Here is a 25,129-nt window from a genome sequence, read left to right as displayed (position 1 = left end):
GTGCGAAGTTGACGACACTGCTTTAACAGGAATCAGGGGGATCATGTCCGGGCCAAACAGGGCCAAAACCAGGCGCCCCACTCATGATGAAAAAAGCGCTCCGAGCAGGACATCTGCATGCCCAGGCGAGCGCTTTTGAAGCGACAGAAGCTGCTGCCTCGGACAGTAGCTTTTTCGACCTCCCCATTTTACCGGATTTCAGAGTAGAAAGCCCGTCTTATGAGGCCGGCACCGGGCCAAGCTGACATTTTCAGCTGTTTTCAGCACCAGAATGGTGCAATGCAGCGTCAATATTGATATTTAAACTACATCAGGCAGCGTCGTACCGCAGCTTCATCAAGGAAATAATGGCATAGCTCGGGCTGCGCCAGGTCGCCAAACAGCACCGGCACCAGCTCATCGAAACGCGCCAGCAGCGCGGCGTCGGGCGACGTATCGATATCGATCACGTCCACCGTGAACGGTGTTCCGGGCGGCTGCAGCAGGAGCAAGGCATCGAGCATATCCTGGCATAAATGGCAATAACTGCGGGAATAGAGGGTGAAGTGCATGAAGAAAAGGGAAAGGCATCCCGGCTGGAGCCGGGATGCAGGTGAATCAGAAACTTACTTGGCCGATGGACGCAGCGAAACAAATTGCGCCACGTCGCCACGGCGTACCAGCACGGCCGACGTCTTCTTCGGATCGAGCTTGGCCACCAGGACATTGAACTGCTTGGCATCTTTCACGGCAACGTTGTTCAACTGCAAGATCACATCGCCAGGCTGCAGGCCGGCCTGGGCCGCCACGCCATCGGCATCGTCGACCAGTACGCCCGCGTCGATCTTCAATTCCTGTTTCTTCGCGGCCGGCACGTCGCTGACCTTCAGCCCCAGCGCATTGACGGCTTGCGCTTCCGGCTCCTTGACGCCCTTCTTCGCCGTTTTCTCGCTTTCGAGCTCGACGACGGTGACAGGAACATCCTGCTGCGCGCCCTTGCGCCAGACGGTGATCGTGGATTTGCCATTGACGGCGGCGCCACCTACCAGGCGCGGCAAGTCGGACGAACGCTCGATCTGGGCGCCGTTGAATTTCAGGATGATGTCGCCCGCCTTGATGCCCGCCTTGTCGGCCGGACCGCCCGGCTCCACCATCGACACTTGCGCGCCCTTGGCGTTTGGCAAGCCCAGCGATTCCGCCACGTCCTTGCTCACTTCGCCGATCTGCACGCCGATGCGTCCGCGCACGACTTTACCTGTCTTTTTCAGCTGCTCGCCCACGCGCATGGCTTCATCGATGGGCACGGCAAACGAAATGCCATTGTAGGCGCCGGACAGGGTGGCGATCTGCGAATTGATGCCAATCACCTCGCCGCGCATATTGATCAAGGGACCACCGGAGTTGCCGGGATTGACGGCCACGTCGCTCTGGATCAGGGGCAAATAGTCGCCCGTGTCGCGCGACTTGGCGGAAATAATGCCGGCCGTCACCGTGTTTTCCAGGTTGAACGGCGAGCCGATGGCGATCACCCACTCGCCCACGCGGATCTTGTTCGAGTCGCCGATGGTCAGGCGCGGCAGGTTGGCGCCCTCGATTTTCAGCAGGGCCACGTCGGTGCGCGCATCGGCGCCGATCACCTTGGCCTTGAATTCGCGCTTGTCCGTCAGGGTCACATACACCTCGTCGGCGCCGTCGACCACGTGGGCATTGCTCAGCACGTAGCCGTCCGCCGAAATAATGAAGCCGGAACCAACGCCGCGCTGTACTTCCTGCTCCTGCGGCACGGCGCGGCGGCCGCCGCGCGGCGCCTGCTGGCGCGGCGTCGGCATGGCACCGCCAAAGAAGCGGCGCAGGAATTCCTGCATTTCCTGCTCGTCCTGTCCGCCCACGCCAGCCCCGGCGCCACCCATCTTCAGGCGCTCGGTGGTGCGGATATTCACGACGGCCGGACCGACGGCATCGACCAGGTCAGAGAAATCAGGCAGTTTGATGGCAGGCACGGCGGCCTGCGCTTGTGGCGCCAGGCCCAGCATGGTGGGAGCAAGGAAGACGCCAGCCGTACCGAACAATAAAGCGGAAAGCGTCTTCACTGAAAACGACTTGCTGGCGGCACACATGTTTTTTTTCATGGAAAGGATCTTTTCGAGTTTATAAACGGATCAAAACGCGGATCAGGCGATTGCCTGCGCGCATGATTGGCCGTCATGACGGAATCCCAGGGGCAAACCCACCTGACAGCGCGCATGGCAGCAACAATATATCGCAAAAGCAAGATATTACCTGCGCACAGTGTCAATCGTAGCGAAGGCCAGTGTCAAGGGGGCGGCGGGAACGTTAAGCCTGGCATAAGATGGAAAACGCGACAGCTAAGTAATCCTCAGGAAATTATTGTGAATTTATGACGAACAGAACCGGACGCTATGCAAGGCGCCCGCTGCGACGCAGTGCGAGCACTGCTAGCAGCGGGCAAGCCTCGTCGGCCACCTTGCAGAGCGCCGGTTATGGAAGTCAGAAATCACAATAATTTATTGGGGGTTACTTAGCGCTGCGCCAGCGGCCCCGCCTCCAGCGGCTCGGCCACGCCCGGCGGCACGAGGGGCGGCAACGGCTCCACATGAGCTGCCCCTTCGGGCGCCGCCTCCGCGGCCAGGCGGCTGGCCAGGCGCGCGTCGAACTGGGCGCTCAGTGCATGGTCGTACTGCTCCGAGCGCAGCACGTCGCCGATGTGGCGATAGGCATCCCAGGCTTGCCTTCCCGATGGCGTATCGAGGGCGGCAAAAGCCAGTTCGAGTTCGCTCGCCGCCAGCTCGCCATCGGCCAGCGCGGAAATAGTCTCGTGCAATCGTGTATGCGTGTCCATGATGGGCCCTGCCATTTCAAGAAGATCGGTGCGAAAACCGGACGCAGCCATGCCAACTCCATACTCCCCAGATTACCAGCGCTTGTCAATCGGCATGTCCAACAACGGTTTCAATTTCTCCGCAATCACTTCGCGCGCGCGAAAAATCCGGCTGCGCACGGTGCCGATGGGGCACGCCATGATCTCCGATATTTCTTCATAGCTCAGCCCCTCGATCTCGCGCAGCACGATGGCCGTGCGCAACTCGATGGGCAGCACATCCATGGCCGCATTGACGGTGGCTGCAATCTGCTTGCTGGCCAGCACCGATTCGGGTGTATTGTTGTCTCGCAACTTATTGCCGTCATCGAAAGACTCCGCCTGCTCGGCGTCGGCATCGCTGGACGTGGCGGCGCGGCGCCCTTGCGTGACGAGATAATTCTTGGCCGTATTGATGCCGATGCGATACAACCAGGTATAAAAGGCGGCCTCGCCGCGAAAATGGCGCAGCGCCCGGTATGCCTTGATAAAGGTTTCCTGCACCACATCTTCGGCCTCCGCCGGGTCATGCACCAGCCGCGACACCAGGCGCATCAAGCGGCGCTGATATTTCGATACCAGCACATCGAATGCCCGTTTGTCGCCAGCCTGCACCCGCTCGACCAGTAACTGATCATACTCGCGCTCTGTCCTCACGCCCAATGTCCCTGTAGTCATGCAGCGTGGGCGCCTGTATGGATATAGAGTTGGCCCGCTGCAAGAAGTTCAGTGTTCGCCCCACTTTTATTCTTCCCTGTTCCGCGCCGCGATAGCCCGGCACGCCACGGCCAGCGGACGGAAGGCGGTGCAGCTGCCGCCGCGCTGCGCCAGCAGCTGCGTGCGCCGTCCGGCGCCATCCGCCAGGCACAGCACCAGCAGCGACGGCCACAAGGTCGAGCCCGGCAACAGGCGCAGCCCCGCCCCAGCCGGCGCCACCACCGTGGCGGCACCGGCTTCCGGCACTTCGCCATGCTCCAGATATACCGCCAGCCGCAACTGCCCAACCGGCGAAATATCAAGCGCCTGCGGCTTTCTGCGCCGGCGCAGAAAAGCCAGTAAAAACACGCCGCCAGCCGCACTCAGCAAGGCACCAGGCAAGCCCAATGCATAGTCGCCCACCAGCTGGCCGGGCGCGGGCAGACTGCGCCAGACGCCACTCAAGGGCCAGGCGGCCAGCACCGCGCACAGCCCCAGCACCGCTTGCAACAGGCGCAAACAGACAGGCGTGCGAATGACAGCCGCTACCGCGATCGACATACTTCATGGGGAAAAAAGGCGCGCCGGCACCATGCCGGGCAAATTCAGCCGCCAACGAACGTTGGCGGCGAATCAGCGCTCACTACGATTTGACCGTAGCGAGCGCTTGAAAGTTCCTGCTTATTTCGCTTTACCGAAAATCAGCGTGCCATTCGTTCCGCCGAAGCCGAACGAATTCTTCACTGCATAATCGATCTTCATATCACGCGCCGTGTTGGCACAGAAATCGAGATCGCACGCCGGATCCTGGTTGAAGATGTTGATGGTCGGAGGCGACACCTGATGGTGCAATGCCAGGACCGTAAACACCGCTTCCAGACCGCCCGCGCCGCCCAGCAAATGGCCCGTCATCGACTTGGTCGAGTTGACGACCAGATTCTTGGCGTGATCACCGAAGGTGCGCTTGATGCCCATCACTTCTGCCACGTCGCCTTGCGGGGTCGACGTGCCGTGCGCGTTCAGGTATTGAATCTGATCCGGGTTCAAGCCTGCGTTGTCGAGGGCCGCGATCACCGATTTGCTGCCGCCGCTACCATCTTCCAGCGGCGAGGTCATGTGATAAGCATCTGCGCTCATCCCGAAACCATGCACTTCGGCATATATCTTGGCACCACGGGCCACCGCGTGCTCGTACTCTTCCAGCACCATGACGCCAGCGCCCTCGCCCAGCACGAAGCCGTCGCGGTCGGTATCCCACGGACGCGATGCCGTTGCCGGATCGTCGTTGCGGGTCGACAAGGCACGCGCCGAAGCGAAACCGCCCAGGCCCAGTGGCGACACGGTCGATTCAGCACCACCGGCGATCATGACGTCGGCATCGCCGTACTCGATCATGCGCGCTGCGGCACCGATGCTGTGCAAACCGGTGGTACACGCTGTAACAATCGCCAGGTTCGGGCCCTTCAGACCATATTTGATCGAAAGGTTGCCAGAGATCATGTTAATGATCGAGGCAGGCACGAAAAATGGCGAGATACGGCGCGGACCGCGCTTTTCGTACTCGGACTTGGTTTCCTCGATCAGCGGCAAGCCGCCGATACCGGAACCGATGATCACGCCGATGCGCTCGGCGTTTTCTTCGGTCACTTCCAGGCCGGAGTCCTGCATCGCCTGGATGCCTGCAGCCATGCCGTAATGGATAAAGGTATCCATGTGGCGGGCTTCCTTACCGGAGATGTACTCTTCGATATTGAAGCCTTTGACTTCACCAGCAAAATGCGTGGTGAATGGCAGTGCATCGAACTTGGTAATCGTGGCAATGCCGGATTTACCTTCAATGATTGCGCCCCACGCCTCGGCAATAGTATTGCCGACAGGTGAAACGCAGCCCAGGCCGGTGACAACAACACGACGGTTTTTAGAACGGCTCAAGCGATTCTCCTGAAGTCGGTCAGACAGGCTTAGGCCTTGACGTGTGCGGTGGCGTAGTCGATCGCCTGTTGCACGGTGGTGATTTTTTCAGCTTGTTCGTCAGGGATTTCCATTTCGAATTCGTCTTCCAGGGCCATGACCAGTTCCACGGTGTCCAGGGAATCGGCACCCAGGTCGTCGACGAAGGAGGATTCGATTTTGATGTCTGCTTCTGCAACGCCCAGTTGCTCAGCGACGATTTTCTTAACGCGTTGTTCGATATCCGACATGTTATGGCTCCAAAGTGTGTGTTACGGAAAGTGCGCGCATTTTATCAGGTTTGCGCGTCCGAATACTAATTTCGGTGTCTGCTGCTAATTCAACCGAAGCTGCTGCTAAAAGATGCGATTATAGACAAAAACAGCCGTTGAATCATGCCACAAACGCCCGCCCTGTCTAGCTTTCACATCAATTCATGTACATTCCGCCGTTCACGTGCAGGGTCGTGCCCGTGATATACGCCGCTTGCGGCGAGGCCAAAAAGGCCACGGCCGCTGCCACGTCTTCCGGTTTGCCCAGGCGGGACAGGGGAATTTGCGTCAACAGGGCCGCATGCTGCTCTTCGCTCAGCGCCTTGGTCATGTCGGTATCGATGAAGCCCGGCGCGATGCAGTTCACGGTAATGTTGCGGCTGCCGATTTCGCGCGCCAGGGCGCGGCTCATGCCTTCCACGCCAGCCTTGGCCGCCGCGTAATTCATTTGCCCCGGATTGCCCGACGAAGCCACCACGGACGTAATATTGATGATACGCCCAGTTTTGGCTTTCATCATGCCACGCAGCACGGCGCGCGACAGGCGGCCAACGGCCGACAGGTTCGTCGAAATGACGCTGTCCCACTCTTCATCCTTCATGCGCATGGCCAGCTGGTCTTGCGTGATGCCCGCGTTGTTGACCAGGATCGACAGGCTGCCGTAGGTTTTCTGCACTTCATCGACGACGGCCGCGCAGCGCGCCGCATCGGTCACGTTCAGGACCAGGCCCTTGCCCGTCACGCCTTCGGCGGCCAGGTAATCGGTGATCGCTTGCGCGCCGCTTTCCGAGGTGGCGGTGCCGACCACGGTGGCACCCTGCTTGCCCAGTTCGGTGGCGATGGCGCGGCCGATGCCGCGCGAGGCGCCCGTGACCAGCACGATTTGATTTGCTAAATTCATGAGTATCCTTAAAGATGGCTGACGGCAGCCACAGCTGCACTGCCGTTTGCTGTTTATTTGAGCTGCGTCAAAATGCGTTCCAGCGATGCCTGGTCGACGATAGCGTCGCCCACCAGTACCGGATCGATGCGCTTGGCCAGGCCCATCAGGACCTTGCCCGGACCGCATTCGATCACTTGCGTGATGCCGTCGGCCGCCACTTTTTGCATGGTTTCCACCCAGCGCACGGGGCTGGCTGCCTGGCGCACCAGCGCATCCTTGATGCCGGCCACATCATTGACGATGGCCACGTCGACGTTGTTGATCAGGGCGATTTGCGGAGCGGCGAACGTCAAGCTAGCCATGTACTCGCGCAAGCGGTCCGACGCGGGCTTCAGCAGCGACGAGTGGAACGGTGCCGAAACGGGCAGCTTCATGGCGCGCTTGGCCCCCTTGGCCTTGGCCAGTTCACAGGCGCGCTCGACCGCAGCCGTGTGGCCCGCGATGACCACTTGCGCTGGCGCATTGAAATTGACAGGCTCGACCACCAGGGCCGGGTTTTCCGCCGCCGCTTCCGCGCACACGGCGCGCACGTCGTCATCCGACAGGCCCAGCACGACAGCCATCGTGCCCTGCCCGACAGGCACGGCTTCCTGCATGGCTTGCGCGCGGAAACGCACGAGCGGCACGGCATCCTTGAAGGAAATGACGCCGGCGGCAACCAGTGCCGAGTATTCACCGAGACTGTGACCGGCCACGACCGTCGGCACGGGGCCGCCAGCCGCCAGCCAGGCGCGGTAGAAGGCCACGGCCGCCGTCAGCATCACCGGTTGCGTGTTGGTAGTCAGGTCCAGTTCTTCCTTCGGGCCTTCGGCGATCAGCTTGCCCAGGTCGAATTGCAGGGCGTCCGACGCCTCGGCGACGGTCTGCGCAACCACGGGGTTGCCGGCGAAACCGTCGAGCATCGCAATCGCTTGCGAGCCTTGGCCTGGGAAAACAAATGCAAATTGTGTCATGTCGACTCCGTTTTTTTAATAGTGTTGCGGGATTACATGCGCGCCAGCACAGCGCCCCAGGTAAAGCCGCCGCCCACGCCTTCCATCATGACGTTGTCGCCCTTCTTGACGCGGCCATCGCGCACGGCAATGTCGAGTGCCAGCGGGATCGAGGCGGCCGAGGTATTGCCATGCTGGTCGACGGTGACGACCATCTTGTCCAGCGGCAAGCCGAGTTTCTTGGCCGTGCTGTTCATGATGCGGATGTTCGCCTGGTGCGGAATCAGCCAGTCGATCTGGTCCGACGTCATGTTGGCGTGCGCCAATGCTTCGTGCGCGACCTTTTCCAACACGGACACGGCCAGCTTGAATACGGCCGGGCCATCCATGTAGAGGAAAGCGCTGCCAGCCAGCGCGCCCCCAGCCAGGCTGCCCGGCACGCTGAGGATGTCCGAGTGGCGGCCGTCCGCGTGCAATTTGGTGGCCAGGATGCCTGGTTCTTTTGACGCCGTCATGACGATGGCGCCGGCGCCGTCGCCGAACAGCACGCAGGTGCCGCGGTCATCGAAATTGAGGATGCGCGAAAACACTTCGGCGCCGATCACCAGCACGTTTTTATGCATGCCCGACTGGATGAAGCTGTCGGCCGTGGCCACCGCATACACGAAACCGCTGCAGACGGCTTGCACGTCGACGGCGGCGCAGTTATTCGTGATGCCCAGCTTGTTTTGCACGATGCAGGCGGTGCTGGGGAAGCTGCCGAAGAAATCGGGGGTCGAGCTTGCAACGATGATCAGGTCCAGGTCGTTGCCGTTCAGGCCGGCCATTTCCAGGGCCTTTTTGGCCGCTTCCACGCCCAGGTCCGAGGAGTTTTGCGACGGCGCCGCGTAATGGCGCGCCGAAATGCCGCTGCGCGACACAATCCACTCATCCGACGTCTCGATGCCCTTGGCGGCGAGCTGTTCGGTCAAATCCTGGTTGGTGACGCGCTTCTCCGGCAAGTAGCTGCCGGTCCCGATAATTTTGCTGTAAGTTTTGCTAAAAACAGTCATGCAAATACCCGTCCACTAAATGGTAGAGCTTGTTGATGTAGGTTCGTCCGGTACTGGCGTGCGCGGCATCAGCTCGGCGATCATGCTGGCCAGGTGTGCTTGCACGTCATTTTTTGCCGCATCAAAGGCGCGGCGCAAGGCCCATTCAAACGAATAGGCATCGGCGCTGCCATGGCTCTTGAAGACGAGACCACGCAAACCCAGCAGGCTGGCGCCGTTGTAACGCGATGGATTCAAGCGGTTGCCGATGGCTTTCAGGGCCCCGCGGGCGATCAGCGCGCCCAGCATGGTAATCGGATTGCGCTTGAATTCGGAAGTGAGCACGTCTTTCATGAAGCGCGCCAGGCCTTCGATGGCTTTCAGGGTGACATTGCCGACAAACCCGTCGCAGACGACGATATCGGTCGTGCCCTTGAAGATATCGTTGCCTTCCACGTTGCCGTAGAAGTTCAGCGCGCCACGCTCGTGGTCGGCCTGCAGCAGCTTCGCGGTGAGTTTCACCACTTCATTGCCCTTGATATCTTCCGTGCCCACGTTCAGCAAACCGATCGTCGGGCGTTCGATACCCTCCATGGCGGACACGAGCACGGAACCCATGATGGCGAACTGGTGCAAGTGATGCGGTTCGCAATCGACGTTGGCGCCCAGGTCCAGCATGTAGGTCGGGCCGTTCTTTTGATTCGGCAAGATGCTGCAGATGGCCGGGCGGTCGACGCCGGACATGGTTTTCAGTACGTAGCGCGACACGGCCATCAGGGCTGCCGTATTACCGGCGGAAACGGAGGCTTGCGCCACGCCATTCTTGACCTGTTCGATGGCCACGCGCATGGAGGAATCCTTCTTGCGGCGCAGGGCCACTTCCAGGGGATCGTCCATGGTAACTTGTTCGGAGGCATGCAATACCGACAGGCGCGGATGCGTGTCGGCTTTATGTTTTTTCAGTTCGGCACGGATCACGTCTTCCAATCCAACAAGGATCAGTTCGGCTTCAGGCTCATGTTTTACGAAGGAAATTGCTGCGGGGATAGTGACTGAGGGACCATGATCTCCGCCCATGCAGTCGATAGAAATTTTGATTGTCATTTGTGTTGATTCAATACCGCTGCGGGCGTGCGGCAAGATGTGAATCGGACTGGAGCATATGCAGGGCGCAGCATGTCATGCACCGCCTGAGCAAGCTTGATTCAAAATGACGGGTGCGCAAGATGAATTGCAGCCGATAAAAAAGAAGAAGCGGCGCCACGCCGAATAACCACGCAACACCGCTTTCATCTTACCCAACAAAAACGTCGATTACTCGTCGTTTTTGGTCTTCAACACTTTACGGCCACGATAAAAGCCGTTAGGGCTGATATGGTGACGCATGTGTGTTTCGCCGGTAACTGGCTCGACGCTCAATTGCGGCGCGACCAGGAAGTCGTGCGAACGGTGCATGCCGCGCTTGGAAGGGGTTTTCTTGTTCTGTTGAACTGCCATGATGACTCCTAATACATAAGTTCTAAAATTTTAGCACAATCGATTAGCAAATACATGCGAATCGAGTATCCCAGCGGCAAAGACTACCCGAAAATAGCCCGGACCGACATCGTTTATTACAATTACATTTCACTACACTTGCCATACTCGATTACAACACGCGTTTGACACGTTCTTTACAGGAAGCATCAAAAACCTACTGCGCTTCCCGCTATCGCCTTTGCGTTGCTCAGCGTACCTTCGTACGCTTGCGCTACTCAAGACGATATCAGGCCGCTCGCTACGGTTTTTTAAAGCTTCCTTTTTACTACTCTATTCTGGCTTCAAGTCTTTCAGTGCTGCAAACGGCGACTTCTTTTCAGTCTTGAGAGCATCGAGCTGCGCCGTATCGGGGCAGACGTCGTGTTTGGGTACCTGCGGCAGGGCCAGCAAGGCTTCATCTTCGATCAGGGCCGCGGCATCCATGCTGCGGCTGCCGACGATCACGTCGATCGTTTCATCGTTGATGATTTCTTCGATCTCGTCCGCGTGCTCGTCATCCTTGCCCAGCATCAGAGTGGTCGTCGAATCAATTGCGTAAGCATACGGAGTCAGGCAGCGCTGGCAAACCAGCTGAACGGTGCCGTTGACCGACAAGGTCAGTTGTGGGTAGCCCAGCTTGCTGGTGCCGCCGACGATCTTCCAGGCGATCTCGCCGGAATTATCTGCACAATCCTTGGTCAACCGGGTCATTTCAGCGACAGGAGTTACACCCTCGCGGCTCCCGCTGATACGACAAAAATCAAAGGCGTCGATCACAAAAGCATTCATTGGTAGAAAATTTCCCCGGAAAACCTGCGATAATAACAGGGTTTTTAGCACGGAGTCAAAGGCTAAGCATCTTTTTTGACGCAATCATTGCCATCAACATGACAACTTCATCAACACCGTCATGCCGCATGGAGCCTCAATTGTGGGCTCTGCGCCCTGGGATTTGCGTGAAATTCCACTGACATCGACCAGCGCGGCCATGCCGGCCGCCATCCACTACCGAATGATACCAACTTCCGCCCCATTGCGCTTGATTCTTGCATCGAGTTCGACCTACCGCAAGGAATTGCTGGAACGCCTGCGCCTGCCTTTCGAGGTCGCCGTGCCCGATCTCGACGAAAGCCCCCTGCCCGGTGAAAGCCCCAGCGCCACGGCCCTGCGCCTGGCGCAAGCAAAAGCGCAGGCCGTGCTCGACCGCTATCCTGGCAGCCTCGTCATCGGCTCCGACCAGGTCGCCACCCTGGACGGCGCACAGATCGGCAAGCCCGGCAACCATGCGAATGCCTTGCTGCAACTGCAAACCATGCGCGGGCGCCAGACCGTGTTCCACACGGCGCTGTGCCTGCTCGACGGCCGCCAGGCGTTGCCTGTGGCGCAAGTGGAAGATATCCAGACCCTCGTCACCGTGCGCGACTTGCCCGATACGGAACTGGACGCCTACCTGCGCATCGAGCAGCCTTACGATTGCGCCGGCAGCGCCAAGAACGAAGGCCTGGGCATCGCCCTGCTCGAATGCATCGCCACCACCGACCCGACCGCCCTCACCGGCTTGCCGCTGATCGCCCTCACCGGCATGCTGCGCAAGGCGGGCATCACGTTTTTCACCATTTAATTTACCGACAATAACAATATGACCGGCACCCTGTACCTGATTCCCAACCACCTCGGCCTGTCCGACAGCCCGGCCGATCCGCTGGCCCACATCATTCCCGAGCAAGTACGGCAGATCACGTCGCAGCTCGATTATTTCGTGGCAGAAAACGCCAAGACGGCGCGCGCCTTCCTGAAATTGATCGGCAACCAGCATCCGCTGGCCAAGCCGCTGCAGGAAATCACGATTTCCGAACTTAACGTCAATACCCCCGCGCAAGCGCTGGCCGGCTTGCTGGCACCCCTGCTGGCGGGACGCGATGCGGGCCTCGTGTCGGAAGCGGGCGTGCCCGCCGTGGCCGACCCCGGCGCCGACCTGGTGCGCCTGGCGCATCAGCACGGCATTAAAGTGCGCCCGCTGGTGGGCCCGTCGTCGATCCTGCTGGCCGTGATGGCCAGCGGCTTGAACGGCCAGAGCTTCGCCTTCAACGGCTACCTGCCCACGGACGCGGCCCTGCGCGCCAAACGCATCAAGGAACTGGAAAGCCGCTCGCGCAATGAAAAGCAGACCCAGTTGTTCATCGAAACGCCGTACCGCAACGCCGCCATGCTCGAAGCGCTGGTGGCGCAATGCGCGCCGTCCACCCTGATCTGCGTCGCCACCGACCTGAGCCTGGACACGGAAAGCGTGCAAACGTGGAATGGCGCGCAGTGGAAGAAACAATTGTCCGCCGGCAAGGCGCCGGACTTCCACAAGAAACCGACCGTGTTCCTGTTGCTGGGACAGTAAACGACAAACGCCACGGAAATATTTGCCGTGGCGTTATTTACTTTGCTCAACTACGATAGTTACGACACCTGACAAAACCGTAGCGAGCGGAAGGGAGAGGTGGCCAAGAAGCGCAACCGTACTCTGTACGGGGGCGCCGAGCCGGTGAGCATCGCAGGCCGCCTATACCGACGCGCAGCAGGTTTGGTCAGGTGTCTTCAGACTCGACGGGTGCCCGTGTTCTTTTGTCCGCCCTTGCCCGTTTCCAATACGAACTTCGCGCCATCGTCGCGGCCCAGTACCTTCACCAGGTACGGCATGACTTCGCGCAACATCGGCTCCAGGGTGTACGGCGGGTTCAGGATGAACATGCCGCTGCTGTGCAAGCCGAAACCGTCCGGCGACGGGGTGTTGACCGTCAGGGTCACATGCAGCCAGTCCGAGCTGGGCAGTTGCTTGAGCTTGTCGGCGAACTGGCGCGATTCCATGCGCTGCAGCACCGGATACCAGACGGCATACATGCCCGAAGGGAAGCGCACGAGGGCATCGGCCAGGGTGTCCTTGACCTTGCGGTAATCCATCTTGTCTTCATACGGCGGGTCAATCAGCACCAGCGCGCGGCGCGATGGCGGCGGCAGCAGGGCTTTCAGGCTCTGGAAGCCGTCGGCCTTGGTGATGAGCACGCGCTTGCCGCGCACGGTCGGACGCTCGCCCTGGGCCAGCGCATGCGCCTCGACCTTGCGGAAGTTGTCGGCCAGAATCTTGGCATCGGCAGGATGCAGTTCGAACAGGCGCAGACGGTCTTGCTCACGGCTGACCTTGTCGGCGCAGTACGGCGAACCCGGGTAGTAGCGCATCTTGCCGCTCGGATTCATTTCCTTGATCAGCTTCATGTACTCGGCCAGCGAGGCTGGCAAGTCCGTGCGGTCCCACAGTGGCGCGATGCCTGTTTCGTACTCGGCATTTTTCGACGCATAGCCGCCGTCGAGCGCATACACGCCCGCGCCGGAGTGGGTATCGATATAACTATAGGCGGTATCTTTTTGATTCAGATATTGCAACAACTGAATCTGCACATAATGTTTCAACACATCGGCGTGATTACCCGCGTGAAAGGCGTGGCGGTAACTCAACATAAGCTGGCTAATTCCATAATAAAAATAAATAAAGGCGGGAGCGCTGACACCGGGCAGGGCATGAAAACAGACTGGAGGGGTCAGGCTGCGGGGCCAGGAAACAGCATGGACCAGCGTAATCAGCGCGCAATTACCAGCATTATCCACCAGAAAGGCGGATTGCATCAAAAAACACGGCTAAACAAGCTCATGCATTACCAGGACTGGCGTCGCCGGGCGCGGTAGAATACGCGCATCGGGCGCCTGGCGCCCATCCGCCCTACTAACCAGATACGACCATGCACAGCCTGACCCTCACGACCGACAACCGCGCCGACGTCGCCACAGCCCTGGCCGGCACGCGCTGGACGGTGGCTTGCCTGTGCGCGCTGTGGTGCGGCACTTGCGGCAGCTACCGCGCCACGTTCGAGGAACTGGCCGCGCGCCACCCGGACACCGTCTTCGTCTGGATCGATATCGAAGACCAGGCCGACGTGGTGGGCGACCTCGACATCGACAACTTCCCCACCCTGCTGATCCAGCACGAGGACAACGTGGCCTTCTTCGGCACCGTGCTGCCCGACGGCGGCCTGGCGCACCGCATGGTGCAGGCGCAGCAAGCCCTCAGCGGGGACGAACTGGCGGCGCTGGCCGGCAGCACGCAGGAGCGGCGCGACTGGCAGCGCGACTGCAATCTGCGTCATTTACTGGCCGCCACCCTGTAAATCAACCCAGGCGCAGCGGCAAGCTGCGCAGCCTTTTCCCCGTCAAACTGAACACGGCATTGGCCACGGCCGGCGCGATCGGCGGCGTACCGGGCTCGCCCACGCCTTCCGGATGTTCGGCGCTGGCGATGATGATGGTTTCAACCTCGGGCGTTTGCCCCATGCGCAGCACGGGATAGTCGTGGAAGTTGCCCTGCTCGACTTTCCCCTCCTTGAAGGTGATCTCGCCGCCCAGCGCCGCCGACAGGCCGAACAGCACGGCCGACTCCATCTGCTGGGCGATGATGTTCGGATTGACGGCGATGCCGCAATCGATGGCGCACACGACGCGCTGCACGCGGATCTCGCCGTTTTCCACGGACACCTGCGCCACTTGCGCGACAATGCTGCCAAAGGACTGGTGCAAGGCCACGCCATGCGCATGGCCGAGCGGCGGACTGCCCGCCCTGGCAACGGCGGCATCGAGCACGGCCAGGTGGCGCGGATGCTGCACCAGCATGGCGCGGCGGAAGGCGATGCCATCCTGCCCCGCCGCGTGCGCCAGCTCGTCGATAAAGCTTTCCTTGAAGAACGCGTTGTGCGAGTGCCCGACGGAACGCCAGTAGCCGATCGGCACGGGGCTGTCGGCGATCACGTGGGCGATGCGCTGGTTGGCGATTTCATACGGCATGTCGAATTCGCCTTCGGCCGTCGTCTTGTCCGGCCCCGCACCGGGCAAGCCGAAATTGCGCTGCAAGAACTGGTGCGTGATGGAGCCGCTGACGGATTTATTGTCCCAGGAAGCGATGCGGCCGTGCTCGTCGAGGCGGGCCGCGAAGCGGGCCAGCGCGGCGGGACGGTACATATCGTGCCTGGTATCCTGTTCGCGCGTCCACACCAGTTGCACCGGCGCGCCGCCGCACTGCAGCGCGATAGCGACGGCTTGCGCGATCATGTCCACTTCCAGGCGCCGGCCAAAACCGCCACCGAGCAGCAGCACCTCGATCATCACATCTTTCGCATCGACGCCAGCCACCTTCGCCGCCACGTCGACGGCGATGCCGGGCGCCTGCGTCGACACCCACAGCATCACCTTGCCATCCTTGACTTGCGCGGTGCAGTTGACGGGTTCCATGGCGGCGTGCGCGAGAAACGGGGCGCGGTACTCTGCCTTGATGCTGCGCAAACCCTGCACGGCTTTGCTTTCCACTTCGCCGCTGGCGTGGTAGGCATAACCGGCTTCAGTGTCCAACAGGCGAGCAAACTCCGCATACACGCCGGCGCTGGACAAGTTCGCTTGCGGGCCAGCCTTCCACTGCGTCGGCAAGGCGGCGGCCGCCTGCCTGGCGCGCCACCAGGTGTCGGCCACCACGGCGGCGCACGAGACGCTGCGCTGGGCCAGCTGCGGCGTCAGGTCCAGCACCTTTTTCACGCCGGGCATGGCCAGCACGGGCGCCGCGTCGAACGCGGACAGGGTATCGCCCAGGCGCGGCGGCAGATGCAGGGCCGCATACAGCATGCCGGGCGGACGCGCATCGATGCCGAAACGCGCGCTGCCATTCACTTTGGACGGCGTGTCGCGGCGCGGCGCCGGCTGGCCGATCAGTTTGAAATCCTTGGGCAGCTTCAGCACGGGCGCGCCTGGGGCTATGCCGGCGGCGCGCTGCGCCAGGCTGGCGTAGCTGGCGCGCCGGCCGTCCGGATGAACCACTGCGCCATTTTCCGTGCGGCATTGTGCGGCCGGCACTTGCCACAGCGCGGCGGCCGCGCCCACCAGCATGGCGCGTGCGGAAGCGCCCGCTTCGCGCATGGGACCCCAGCCATCCTTCACGCTCGACGAGCCGCCCGTGACGATCACGCCCAGTTCGCGCGCCGCCTTGGCCACCGTCCACTGGGCCAGCGCCTTGACGCGTCCGTGGTCGTCCGGGTGGAAGGGTAGGCCATCCTGGAGCATGGCCACGTTGCCGAAGATTTTATCCATGGGCGCCTGGATCAGCTTGACGCTGGCCAGCGGTACGTCGAGTTCCTCCGCCACCAGCATGGGCAAGGCCGTGTGCACGCCCTGCCCCATCTCGCTGCGCGGCATGGCCAGGAGGACACTGCCGTCAGCTTGAATAGCCAGCCAGCCGTTCAGGGCCACGGCGCCATCCTGCAGCGGCAGCGGCGTGCTGCCATGCAGGCGCTGGCGCGGCGGCAGCACGCCCCAGCCCAGCACCAGGGCGCCCACGCCGGCCACGCCAAGGCCCAGGCCGCCGAGCAGGAAACGGCGGCGCGACGTGTTTTTTTCTCCGGCCATGGGATACCCTTTAATTAGTTAGTGGTGGATCCAGCGGGTTGATCCAGCGTATCGATCCAGCGCTCCAGCATATCCTGTGCCAGCACCGGACGGCTATAAAAATAGCCTTGCGCCAGCTTGCAGCCATGGCGCAGCAGGAAGGCGGCCTGTTCTTCCGTCTCCACGCCTTCGGCAATCACCGACAATTGCATGCTCTTGCCCAGCTGGATGATGGCAATCGCAATCGCCTCGTCATTGACGTCCGTCGAGATATCCTTGATGAAGGAACGGTCGATCTTCAGGGTCTGCACGGGCAGCTGTTTCAGGTACGCGAGCGAGGAATAGCCGGTGCCAAAGTCGTCGATGGCCAGGCCCACGCCGATGGCGTGCAAGTCGTTGATGAAGCCGAGTGCGTCGCCCGTGTTCATGATGACCGATTCTGTCACTTCCAGCTGCAGGCGCTGCGGCTCCAGGCCCGTTTCCTTCAATATGGCGGCCACCATGCCGGCGATGCTGCCCCGCTCGAACTGTTTGACGGACAGATTGACGGCCATCTTCGGCACGTGCAAGCCCTGCGCCTGCCAGCGCATCATCTGGCGGCACGCCTCGTCGAGCACCCATTTGCCCAGCTGGTTGATGAAGCCGCTGTCCTCGGCCAGCGGAATGAAGCGGGCCGGCGGCACCAGACCCAGTTCCGGGTGGTTCCAGCGCACCAGCGCCTCGACGCCGACCAGGCGGCCCGTGTCGATTTCCACCTGCGGCTGGTAATTGAGGAACATTTCATTCTTTTCCAGCGAACGGCGCAAGAATGTTTCCAGGCGCAGGCGCTCGACGCCTTCGCCTGTCATCGACGGCGCATAGAAGCGGTAGCCGTTGCGCCCGCGCGCCTTGGCCTGGTACATGGCCACGTCGGCATTGCGGATCAACATGTTCAAGTCCAGCGCATCGTCCGGATACAGGCTGATGCCCACGCTGCAGGTGACGAACAACTCATGGTCGGCCACCGTAAACGGCTGGTCGAACATGGTCATCAGCTTTTCCGCCACCTGCGTGGCACCGTACTCTCCGTCGACGCGTTCGAGCAGGACGATGAATTCATCGCCGCCCAAGCGCGCCAGGGTATCGCCTTCGCGCAGGCGGGCCGCCAGCTGGCCGGCCACCTTTTGCAGCAATTCGTCGCCCACATGGTGGCCCAGGGTGTCATTGACGTTCTTGAAGCGGTCCAGGTCGATGAACAGCACGGCCAGCTGTTCCTGGTCGCGCGCGGCGCGCAGCAGCGCGTGCTGCAGGCGGTCGTGGAACAGCAGCCGGTTCGGCAGCGCCGTCAGCGGGTCGTGGTGGGCCATGTGATCGAGCTTTTCCTGCGACTCCTTGATCAGGGTGATGTCGCTGAACACGCCCACATAATGCGTGGTGCCAGCACGCGCGTCGCGCACGGCGCTGATGGTCAGCCATTCCAGGTACAGTTCGCCGTTCTTGCGCTGGTGCCAGATTTCGCCACGCCAGAAACCGCTGGCTTTCAGCTCGTCCCACATCGCCTCGTAGAACGCCGCGTCGTGGCGCACCGAGCGTGTCAGCGACGAGTGCTGGCCCACCGCTTCGGCCTCGGTATAGCCGGTGATCTGCGTAAAGGCGGGATTGACGGTGACGATGATGCCGCCGGCATCGACCACCATCACGCCATCGGCGATATGTTCGAGCACGGTAGCCGACAGGCGCAGCTTTTCCTCGGCTTCCTTGCGCGCCGTGATGTCCGCATACACCCAGATGCTGCCTTCAGTGGGGCGCAGCGGGTCGAGCGCGCAGCCGCTGACCAGCGCCCAGAACACACTGCCGTCGCGGCGCTTGTACTGGCGCTCCTCGCTGAAATCGCCGCCCATGGCCAGCGCCGGATACTGGCGCTCGCCCGCCTCTTCGAAGTCATACGAGGTCATGAACACGATGGCCGTCGAACTGCCCGTCATCTCGGCATGGTCATAGCCGAACAGTTCCTCGCAGCGGCGGTTGACGGAAATGATGCGGCGGTGGCGCACGAACATCACGCCGAACATCACGTTGTCGAGAATCGCGCTCTGCTCGGTCAGCAGCGCTTCGATGCGCATCTCGTGGTGCTTGCGCTGGCTGATGTCGGCGATGATGCCATCGACCCAGGTGACGCCCTGTTCGCCCGCCTGCGGCTGGCCATTCTCGGCCACCCAGCGTTCGATGCCGAAGGCATCGATGATGCGGTATTCCAGCGCATACGGCCGCACATCAAGCACCGCCTGGCGCACGGCGCGGCGGTGCTCGCGGCGGTCTTCCGGGCAGATCAGGTCGGCCCAGGCATGCGTGGTGCCGCGCATGAACTGGCGCGCCGAATAGCCGGAAATGTCTTCGATGGCGTCGCTGACGAAATCGATGGGGCCGTCGGGCCGGTAGCGGAAGACGGCGCCCGGCACCTGCGTGACGATGGTGCGGAAACGTTCCTCGCGCTGGCCCACATCCTCGAACAGCTGGCCGATGGCCGCGCGCATTTGCTCAAGCTGGGCCGTCAGGCGACCCAGCTCGTCATTGCTGTGCGAAGCCAGCGGCGTGTCGAAATCGCCGTGCGACAGGCGGTCGGAAAAGCGCGTCAGGCGACGCAGCGGTTTCAACAGACGGCGGTTCAGGAACAGCACGATCAGCGCCATCGACACGGCCAGCTGCGCGCCCAGCACGAAAATATACGACATCTGCTTTTCGCGCAGCTCCTGCTGGCTGCGCGCATCGTCCATCTCGACGACGACGTGGCCGATGCGTTCGCCGCGCACGAGGATGTCGCGCTCGGCGCGGTACAGATTGCCCACGGGCCGCTGCGGCGCCTGCAGGCTGATGAATTCCGTGTCGCCCTGCCCCAGCACCTTCACCAGCAGCACGGAGCGGTCGCGCATCACCGACTCGACCAGCGAATGGGCCGATTCCGCATTCATGTTCCACAACGACTCCTGCATGCCCAGCGCCAGGATGTCGGCATTGCGCTGCAAGGCCTCGTTCAGGCTGGTGCGCGCCGACTGGCGCTCATGCACGCCGACCAGCACATAGCTGCCGAAGATGGCGGGCACGACCAGGCCGCCAAATACCACCAGCAGCAAGGCGCCATAGATCGACGAGCCATACAGCACGCGCAGGCTGGCGCGCAGGCGCTGGTAAGGTGAATTAAACATGCGGCAACAGGGCAACAGGGGTCAGGCGGGCGATCATTGACTTTACAGGGGAATCGGGTGGTGAGGCGGGAAGAAACTTTATGAGGAGCAATTATGCATGGAAAAAGTGGAAAAAGTCACCAATAAACACGCGCTGGCGGCGACGTCATGCTATATAGACAGGGCTGAAAAACCACACGTGGGATGATGCGCCCGGCCGGCGCCAGCAGAAAAGCGCGCAGCTTGCTATCATCGCGCCACTTTACCTAGAGGAACCACCATGACCTTCTCCATCTACTCCGCTTCGATCCCCGTCTTCAAACAGATCCTGGGCAGCCTGGCCGCCATCCTGGACAAGGCGGAAACGCACGCGCAAGACAAGAAAATCGACCCGAACGCCCTGCTGCAATTCCGTTTGTTCCCCGACATGCTGCCGTTCGTGCGCCAGATCCAGATCGCCACCGACTTCGCCAAGGGCTGCGGCGCGCGTCTGGCCGGCGTGGCCGTGCCACCGTATGAAGATAGCGAACAGAGCTTTGCAGAGCTGAAGGCGCGCATCGTGAAAACCATCGCCTTCCTGGAAAGCCTGCCGCAAGCGGACATCGACGGCAGCGAAACGCGCGCCATCACCACCGGCAGCGGCGAAAAGACCAAGCACTTCACGGGCCAGACGTATCTGTTCCACTACGCGCTGCCGCACTTCTTCTTCCACGCGACGACGGCGTACGACATCCTGCGCCACAATGGCATTGAAGTGGGTAAAAAGGATTTTATTGGCAGCTATTGATCGCTAGCCTCTGAAGTACCGGGGCCGGACCTTCAAGGTCCGACCCCGGCAGTTGCAGTTGGGTTAAATCAGGTATTCCGGCGCGGATAACCTTGAGAAAGAATCCGCACCCACACCACTTCCTTCTCTTCATCCGTCATCGACACCCAGTGGGCCACTTCCACTACGCTGCGGCCGCAGCCGCGGCAGATTTCATCGAAAGTCGTCGAACACACGGCCACGCAGGGCGTATCGGGACGCGGCGGCAATTCCTTGTCAGCCATCAAGACACCTTCGGCAAACCGAGCTTTTCCCAGCCTTCGGTGCCCAGCGCTTCCAGGGTGGCGATATTCTTGTCAAAGATTTCCGACGCTTCCGGGAACGCCTCGACGGCGCGCTCGATGCTGTCTTCGCGCAGCAGGTGCAGGGTCGGGTACGGCGAACGGTTGGTGTAGTTGCTGATGTCGTCCTCGAACGTCTCGGCAAACTGGTAATTCGGGTGGAAACTGGCCACTTGCAGCTCACCGGCCAGGTGCATGTCTTCCACGGCCGCGTCGGCCACATCGAGGAACTCGTTGTAGTCGAGGAAATCGTTCAGGGTGTACGGATGGATCAGCAGGGTCGTGTCGATTTGCTCGGGATCCGTGTCGGCCAGGGTTTGCAGCTCGTCCATCAGCATCGCCAGCAGATCTTCGGGATTGCTCGACTCGCACACCACATAGCGGATCTGCTTCTTGACGTGCACGGCCTTGGCGAACGGGCACAGGTTCAGGCCGATCACGGCCTTTTCCAGCCAGGCAACGGTATTGGCGATGATGACGGCGTTGTCGTCGTCGTGGCGCGTCGGGGTGTTCATATACTTGACTCTCTATCAATAAGGCGGCCAGCGGCTGAATGGCCGGCCAAAGCCAAATTGTACGCACTTTTGCGCAGCCTCATGCCGGGCGCCATCCAGGCTTGCGCCAGCCTCCCCGCCATGTATGCTATAACAGCGGCCGAATCACGCATTGGGCAAATTAAATTTGCAATAATGACAGCATTTACGAATGGAAACTCAGCCGTTTCCCACTTATTGCCGCTTATTTCCTGTCATCATGCTGACATAATTCTTGACTCCGGCATGTGGATATACGTACACTCGCTGCTGAATCATGGGTCTGTCCGATGTTTCTCCGACGACAACAATGGAACACTATGCACGAAAACTCCTTTAAATCTACCGTCCTGGCGGCGTTGGCCCTGGCGCTTGCGCCCGCCCTCAGCCAGGCGTACGAAGCCGGTGTTGAGAGCGATAACGCGCCAGTCGCCGCCACCGCACCCGCCCTGATCCCGATGACCGCCCAGGTCACGGCGAAACTACCCACCCTCGACAACCGCCTGCAAAAGACCGACCGTCTGCTGAAAAACCTCAGCGACAATTCCGATCCGCTGCGCGAAGCCGACGTCTGGGGCCGCATCCGCAGCGGCTATGCGATTCCCGACATCAACAACCAGCTGGTAGCCAATCACGTCAACTGGTACGCCACCCGCCCCGACTACATCGCCCGCACCACGGCGCGCGCCTCGCGCTACATCTTCCACGTGGTGCAGGAACTGGAAAAGCGCGGCATGCCGACGGAACTGGCCTTGCTGCCGTTCATCGAGTCCGCCTTCAACCCGCAAGCATTCTCGAGCGCCAATGCGGCCGGCATGTGGCAATTCGTGCCCGCCACCGGGCGTGATTTCAACCTCAAGCAAAACATGTTCAAGGACGAGCGCCGCGGCGTGCTGGCCTCGACCGATGCGGCCCTGACGTACCTGCAGCGCCTGTATGACATGTTTGGCGACTGGCAACTGGCGCTGGCCGCCTACAACTGGGGCGAAGGCTCGGTGCAGCGCGCCATCAAGAAAAACCAGGCGCTGGGCAAGCCGACCGACTTCGAAAGCCTGGCCGACCTGATGCCGGCCGAAACGCGCAACTACGTGCCGAAACTGCAAGCGGTGAAAAACATCATCGCCAATCCGGCCCAGTTCGGCCTGACCCTGCCCGTGGTCGACAACCAGCCGTATTTCACGGCCATCGACAAGACCAGCGACATCGACATCACCGTTGCCGCTCAGCTGGCCGAACTGTCGATGGATGAATTCAAGGCCTTGAATCCGCAATTTAACCGCCCCGTCATCATCGGCGGCGAAAAGACCAAGATTCTGTTGCCACAGGAAAACGCCGCCAAGTTCACCACCAACCTGGCGCAATGGGGCCATGCCTTGTCGAGCTGGACGACGCACAAGATCACCAATGCGCGCGAACGCATCGAAACCCTGGCGTCGAAATTCGGCACCACGGCCGACGTGCTGCGCCAGGCCAATAACATTCCGCAGCGCACCAGCCTGCGCGCCGGCTCCACCATCCTCGTGCCGAAAACCTCGGCCACGATGAACAAGGACATCACCCAGGAAATCGCCGACAGCGCCACCATGCTGCTGGAAGCGGACCGTCCGGAACGGGCCGCCAAGGCACTGCGCCGCGCCGCCAAGGGTGGCAAGGTGCAAGCCGCGCCAATTTCCCTGGTGAAACCGCGTATCCAGCGTGGCGGCGGCAATAGCCGGGCAAAAGCCCGCCACTGAGTACACCTGACATAACCTACTGCGCGTCGTGATTTGCAGCCTGCGATGCTCACCGTACTAAAAGTACGGTTGCGCTTCTCACCTACAACTCACTTCCGCTCGCTACGGTTCTATCAGGCGTTGTTAGGCGTTACAAACCACCTGACATCTGATTTCCACCGGCCGCCACAGCTTTGCTGTCGCGGCCGGTTGCACATCCGCCTACCCCGTCCACCACCCAGACAGGAGTCGTCATGGCTTTCTTGCAAGGCAAAAAAATCCTCATCACGGGCTTGCTGTCGAACCGCTCCATCGCCTATGGCATCGCCAAAGCTTGCCACCGCGAAGGCGCCACCCTCGCCTTCACGTATGTGGGCGAGCGCTTCAAGGAGCGCATCACGGAATTTGCGGCCGAATTCGGCAGCGAACTGGTGTTTGACTGCGACGTGTCCAGCGATGAACAGATCAACGCCGTCTTCAGCGACCTGGCGCGCCACTGGGATCAATTGGACGGCCTGGTGCACGCCATCGGTTTCGCGCCGCGCGAAGCGATCGCCGGCGACTTCCTCGACGGCCTGTCGCGCGACAGCTTCCGCATCGCGCACGATATTTCCGCCTACAGTTTTTCCGCCATGGCCAAGGCCGCCTTGCCGCTGCTGCATCCGGGCGCCTCGGTCCTGACCCTGACCTACCTGGGCGCCGTGCGCGCCGTGCCCTACTACAACACCATGGGGCTGGCCAAGGCATCGCTGGAAGCGTCCGTGCGCTACCTGGCCGAATCGCTGGGTCCGCGCGGCATCCGCGCCAACGGCATTTCCGCCGGCCCCATCAAGACCTTGGCCGCTTCCGGCATCAAGGATTTCAGCAAACTCCTGGGCTTTGTGGCCGAACACGCCCCCCTTCGGCGCAACGTCACCATCGAAGAGGTGGGCAACACGGCCGCCTTCTTGCTATCCGATCTGGCCTCCGGCATCACGGGCGAGATTACCTACGTCGATGGCGGCTTTTCGCAAGTGATGGCCGTCAATCCCGAAGTAGAGTGATGCGGTGATAGTCGATATCTATCGGTTGTCACTTGACAACCAATAAATATCGACCTACATTGGAGACGTCGCATGGCGCGCTCCTCGCATCCGAGGAAAGAAATCGAAGCGGCGCTGCGCCACGCGGAAAGCCAGGGCTGGAGAGTGGAAATGGGCGGCAGCCATGCCTGGGGCAAGATCTACTACCCCTACAATGACGACGGCTGCCGCTGCGGTGAATTTTGCATCGCCTGCATCTGGAGCACGCCGAAGAATCCCGGCAACCACGCGCGGGCGATCCGGCGGGTGGTCGACAATTGCGACTTCAATAAACTGATCCACGACTGCATGCAACGCAAACCCAGGGGCTAACAATTATGGATTACATCTTTACCCTCAAGTACCGCCTGCCCGACCACGAAACCGATCTCGATGCGCTGGCCGAGCGCCTGGGCAGCGGCGGCTGCGACGACGCCCTGGCCGGCATCGGCCAAGCGGGACGCCTGGCGCTGGAGTTCACGCGCGAGGCCAGCAATGCCAGGGAAGCACTGCTCAGTGCCCTGGCCGACGTCAAGGCCATCGTGCCCGATGCCGTGCTGATCGAGGCCGCGCCCGACCTCGTGGGCCTGACCGACGTGGCGCAGGTGCTGGGCCTGTCCCGGCAAAACCTGCACAAGCTGATGAGCAAGTACCGCCACAGCTTCCCCGTACCCGTGCATGAGGGCAGCGCCACCATCTGGCACCTGGCCGACGTGCTGGCCTGGCTGCATGCCAAGGGAACGTATCAGCTGGAACGCAGCCTGGTCGAACTGGCGCAGGTCACCCGGCAAATCAACCTGGCCAGGGAAACGCGACAGGCGCCGCCGCTGTCCGCCGACATCGTGGCCATGCTCAAGTAAACACGCAAAATCTACGTATTTCTACTGATTTCAC

27 protein-coding genes are annotated in these 25,129 nt (G+C 61.2%); 9 read left to right on the top strand and 18 right to left on the bottom strand.

What is annotated here, in order from left to right:
• Positions 1–83 precede the first annotated feature (83 nt).
• On the top strand, positions 84–245 hold the full coding sequence (locus tag CSQ93_RS29440; RefSeq protein ID WP_233516164.1) for a hypothetical protein: 162 nt from the start codon (positions 84–86) through the stop codon (positions 243–245).
• Between the two features lie 60 nt (positions 246–305).
• Here the strand turns inward: CSQ93_RS29440 and CSQ93_RS13020 are convergent, their stop codons facing one another.
• The 13 genes from CSQ93_RS13020 to CSQ93_RS12960 all read right to left on the bottom strand — a co-directional run bounded on the left by CSQ93_RS13020 (position 306) and on the right by CSQ93_RS12960 (position 10,988).
• Positions 306–551, bottom strand: coding sequence for a glutaredoxin family protein (locus tag CSQ93_RS13020; RefSeq protein ID WP_099378408.1), 246 nt, complete (start codon positions 549–551; stop codon positions 306–308).
• Between the two features lie 54 nt (positions 552–605).
• A complete protein-coding gene (locus tag CSQ93_RS13015) occupies positions 606–2,108 on the bottom strand; it encodes a DegQ family serine endoprotease (protein WP_099378407.1) in 1,503 nt (500 codons plus the stop codon).
• A 410-nt stretch (positions 2,109–2,518) separates the two neighbouring features.
• Positions 2,519–2,839, bottom strand: a complete 321-nt coding sequence (locus CSQ93_RS13010; RefSeq protein WP_099378406.1) for a sigma-E factor negative regulatory protein — start codon at positions 2,837–2,839, stop codon at positions 2,519–2,521.
• 72 nt (positions 2,840–2,911) lie between these two features.
• Positions 2,912–3,535, bottom strand: a complete 624-nt coding sequence (gene rpoE, locus CSQ93_RS13005; protein ID WP_035820241.1) for an RNA polymerase sigma factor RpoE — start codon at positions 3,533–3,535, stop codon at positions 2,912–2,914.
• A 66-nt stretch (positions 3,536–3,601) separates the two neighbouring features.
• Positions 3,602–4,114 carry a hypothetical protein gene (locus CSQ93_RS13000; protein ID WP_099378405.1) on the bottom strand — a complete coding sequence of 171 codons (513 nt, stop codon included), beginning with the start codon at positions 4,112–4,114 and terminating at the stop codon, positions 3,602–3,604.
• A 120-nt stretch (positions 4,115–4,234) separates the two neighbouring features.
• Positions 4,235–5,485 carry a beta-ketoacyl-ACP synthase II gene (gene fabF / locus CSQ93_RS12995; protein ID WP_099378404.1) on the bottom strand — a complete coding sequence of 417 codons (1,251 nt, stop codon included), beginning with the start codon at positions 5,483–5,485 and terminating at the stop codon, positions 4,235–4,237.
• A 29-nt stretch (positions 5,486–5,514) separates the two neighbouring features.
• Complete coding sequence (acpP, locus tag CSQ93_RS12990) at positions 5,515–5,754, bottom strand: acyl carrier protein (protein ID WP_008449912.1); 240 nt, start codon at positions 5,752–5,754, stop codon at positions 5,515–5,517.
• A 178-nt stretch (positions 5,755–5,932) separates the two neighbouring features.
• Entirely contained in the window at positions 5,933–6,676 is a 744-nt protein-coding gene (fabG, locus tag CSQ93_RS12985; RefSeq protein ID WP_099378403.1) for a 3-oxoacyl-ACP reductase FabG, read from the bottom strand.
• Positions 6,677–6,729: 53 nt separating this feature from the next.
• A complete protein-coding gene (fabD, locus tag CSQ93_RS12980; RefSeq protein WP_099378402.1) occupies positions 6,730–7,671 on the bottom strand; it encodes an ACP S-malonyltransferase in 942 nt (313 codons plus the stop codon).
• A 32-nt stretch (positions 7,672–7,703) separates the two neighbouring features.
• Positions 7,704–8,702, bottom strand: coding sequence for a beta-ketoacyl-ACP synthase III (locus CSQ93_RS12975; RefSeq protein ID WP_099378401.1), 999 nt, complete (start codon positions 8,700–8,702; stop codon positions 7,704–7,706).
• Positions 8,703–8,717: 15 nt separating this feature from the next.
• Positions 8,718–9,785 (bottom strand): phosphate acyltransferase PlsX, encoded by a 1,068-nt coding sequence (gene plsX, locus CSQ93_RS12970; protein WP_099378400.1) that lies wholly within the window; start codon positions 9,783–9,785, stop codon positions 8,718–8,720.
• Positions 9,786–9,995: 210 nt separating this feature from the next.
• The gene (gene rpmF, locus CSQ93_RS12965; RefSeq protein WP_034749653.1) at positions 9,996–10,178 is read right to left on the bottom strand and encodes a 50S ribosomal protein L32; all 183 of its coding nucleotides are present in this window, start codon (positions 10,176–10,178) and stop codon (positions 9,996–9,998) included.
• Positions 10,179–10,490: 312 nt separating this feature from the next.
• Positions 10,491–10,988 (bottom strand): YceD family protein, encoded by a 498-nt coding sequence (locus tag CSQ93_RS12960; protein WP_099378399.1) that lies wholly within the window; start codon positions 10,986–10,988, stop codon positions 10,491–10,493.
• Between the two features lie 223 nt (positions 10,989–11,211).
• Between CSQ93_RS12960 and CSQ93_RS12955 the strand changes: the two genes are divergently transcribed.
• Complete coding sequence (locus CSQ93_RS12955; RefSeq protein ID WP_099378429.1) at positions 11,212–11,820, top strand: Maf-like protein; 609 nt, start codon at positions 11,212–11,214, stop codon at positions 11,818–11,820.
• Between the two features lie 18 nt (positions 11,821–11,838).
• The gene (locus CSQ93_RS12950; protein ID WP_099378398.1) at positions 11,839–12,588 is read left to right on the top strand and encodes an SAM-dependent methyltransferase; all 750 of its coding nucleotides are present in this window, start codon (positions 11,839–11,841) and stop codon (positions 12,586–12,588) included.
• 197 nt (positions 12,589–12,785) lie between these two features.
• Here the strand turns inward: CSQ93_RS12950 and CSQ93_RS12945 are convergent, their stop codons facing one another.
• Positions 12,786–13,703 carry a 23S rRNA (adenine(2030)-N(6))-methyltransferase RlmJ gene (locus CSQ93_RS12945; RefSeq protein ID WP_034749665.1) on the bottom strand — a complete coding sequence of 306 codons (918 nt, stop codon included), beginning with the start codon at positions 13,701–13,703 and terminating at the stop codon, positions 12,786–12,788.
• A 278-nt stretch (positions 13,704–13,981) separates the two neighbouring features.
• Between CSQ93_RS12945 and CSQ93_RS12940 the strand changes: the two genes are divergently transcribed.
• Positions 13,982–14,407: a thioredoxin family protein gene (locus CSQ93_RS12940; RefSeq protein ID WP_099378397.1), complete on the top strand. Its 426-nt coding sequence runs from the start codon at positions 13,982–13,984 to the stop codon at positions 14,405–14,407.
• Between the two features lies 1 nt (position 14,408).
• Here the strand turns inward: CSQ93_RS12940 and CSQ93_RS12935 are convergent, their stop codons facing one another.
• A complete protein-coding gene (locus CSQ93_RS12935) occupies positions 14,409–16,682 on the bottom strand; it encodes a xanthine dehydrogenase family protein molybdopterin-binding subunit (RefSeq protein ID WP_199534389.1) in 2,274 nt (757 codons plus the stop codon).
• A 14-nt stretch (positions 16,683–16,696) separates the two neighbouring features.
• Positions 16,697–19,843, bottom strand: a complete 3,147-nt coding sequence (locus tag CSQ93_RS12930) for a bifunctional diguanylate cyclase/phosphodiesterase (RefSeq protein WP_099378396.1) — start codon at positions 19,841–19,843, stop codon at positions 16,697–16,699.
• Between the two features lie 259 nt (positions 19,844–20,102).
• On the opposite strand from CSQ93_RS12930, the gene CSQ93_RS12925 reads away from it, so the two are divergent.
• Positions 20,103–20,609 (top strand): DUF1993 domain-containing protein, encoded by a 507-nt coding sequence (locus tag CSQ93_RS12925; RefSeq protein ID WP_034779265.1) that lies wholly within the window; start codon positions 20,103–20,105, stop codon positions 20,607–20,609.
• Between the two features lie 68 nt (positions 20,610–20,677).
• Here the strand turns inward: CSQ93_RS12925 and CSQ93_RS12920 are convergent, their stop codons facing one another.
• Together CSQ93_RS12920 and CSQ93_RS12915 are read right to left on the bottom strand one after the other, a co-directional pair.
• Positions 20,678–20,872, bottom strand: a complete 195-nt coding sequence (locus tag CSQ93_RS12920) for a DUF1289 domain-containing protein (RefSeq protein ID WP_070255368.1) — start codon at positions 20,870–20,872, stop codon at positions 20,678–20,680.
• On the bottom strand, positions 20,872–21,444 hold the full coding sequence (locus CSQ93_RS12915) for a DUF1415 domain-containing protein (RefSeq protein ID WP_099378395.1): 573 nt from the start codon (positions 21,442–21,444) through the stop codon (positions 20,872–20,874). Before CSQ93_RS12915 ends, CSQ93_RS12920 begins: the two co-directional genes overlap by 1 nt.
• Positions 21,445–21,782: 338 nt before the next feature.
• On the opposite strand from CSQ93_RS12915, the gene CSQ93_RS12910 reads away from it, so the two are divergent.
• The 4 genes from CSQ93_RS12910 (at position 21,783) to CSQ93_RS12895 (ending at position 25,095) form a co-directional block, all read left to right on the top strand.
• Entirely contained in the window at positions 21,783–23,195 is a 1,413-nt protein-coding gene (locus CSQ93_RS12910; RefSeq protein WP_099378394.1) for a transglycosylase SLT domain-containing protein, read from the top strand.
• Between the two features lie 233 nt (positions 23,196–23,428).
• Positions 23,429–24,217, top strand: a complete 789-nt coding sequence (gene fabI, locus CSQ93_RS12905; protein WP_099378393.1) for an enoyl-ACP reductase FabI — start codon at positions 23,429–23,431, stop codon at positions 24,215–24,217.
• Between the two features lie 72 nt (positions 24,218–24,289).
• The gene (locus tag CSQ93_RS12900) at positions 24,290–24,568 is read left to right on the top strand and encodes a hypothetical protein (RefSeq protein WP_099378392.1); all 279 of its coding nucleotides are present in this window, start codon (positions 24,290–24,292) and stop codon (positions 24,566–24,568) included.
• A 5-nt stretch (positions 24,569–24,573) separates the two neighbouring features.
• Positions 24,574–25,095, top strand: a complete 522-nt coding sequence (locus CSQ93_RS12895) for a helix-turn-helix transcriptional regulator (protein WP_099378391.1) — start codon at positions 24,574–24,576, stop codon at positions 25,093–25,095.
• Positions 25,096–25,129 lie beyond the last annotated feature (34 nt).

The sequence above is a fragment of the Janthinobacterium sp. BJB426 genome (assembly GCF_002735705.1).
Classification (GTDB): Bacteria; Pseudomonadota; Gammaproteobacteria; order Burkholderiales; family Burkholderiaceae_D; genus Janthinobacterium.
This window is presented reverse-complemented; position numbering and strand designations above follow the sequence as displayed.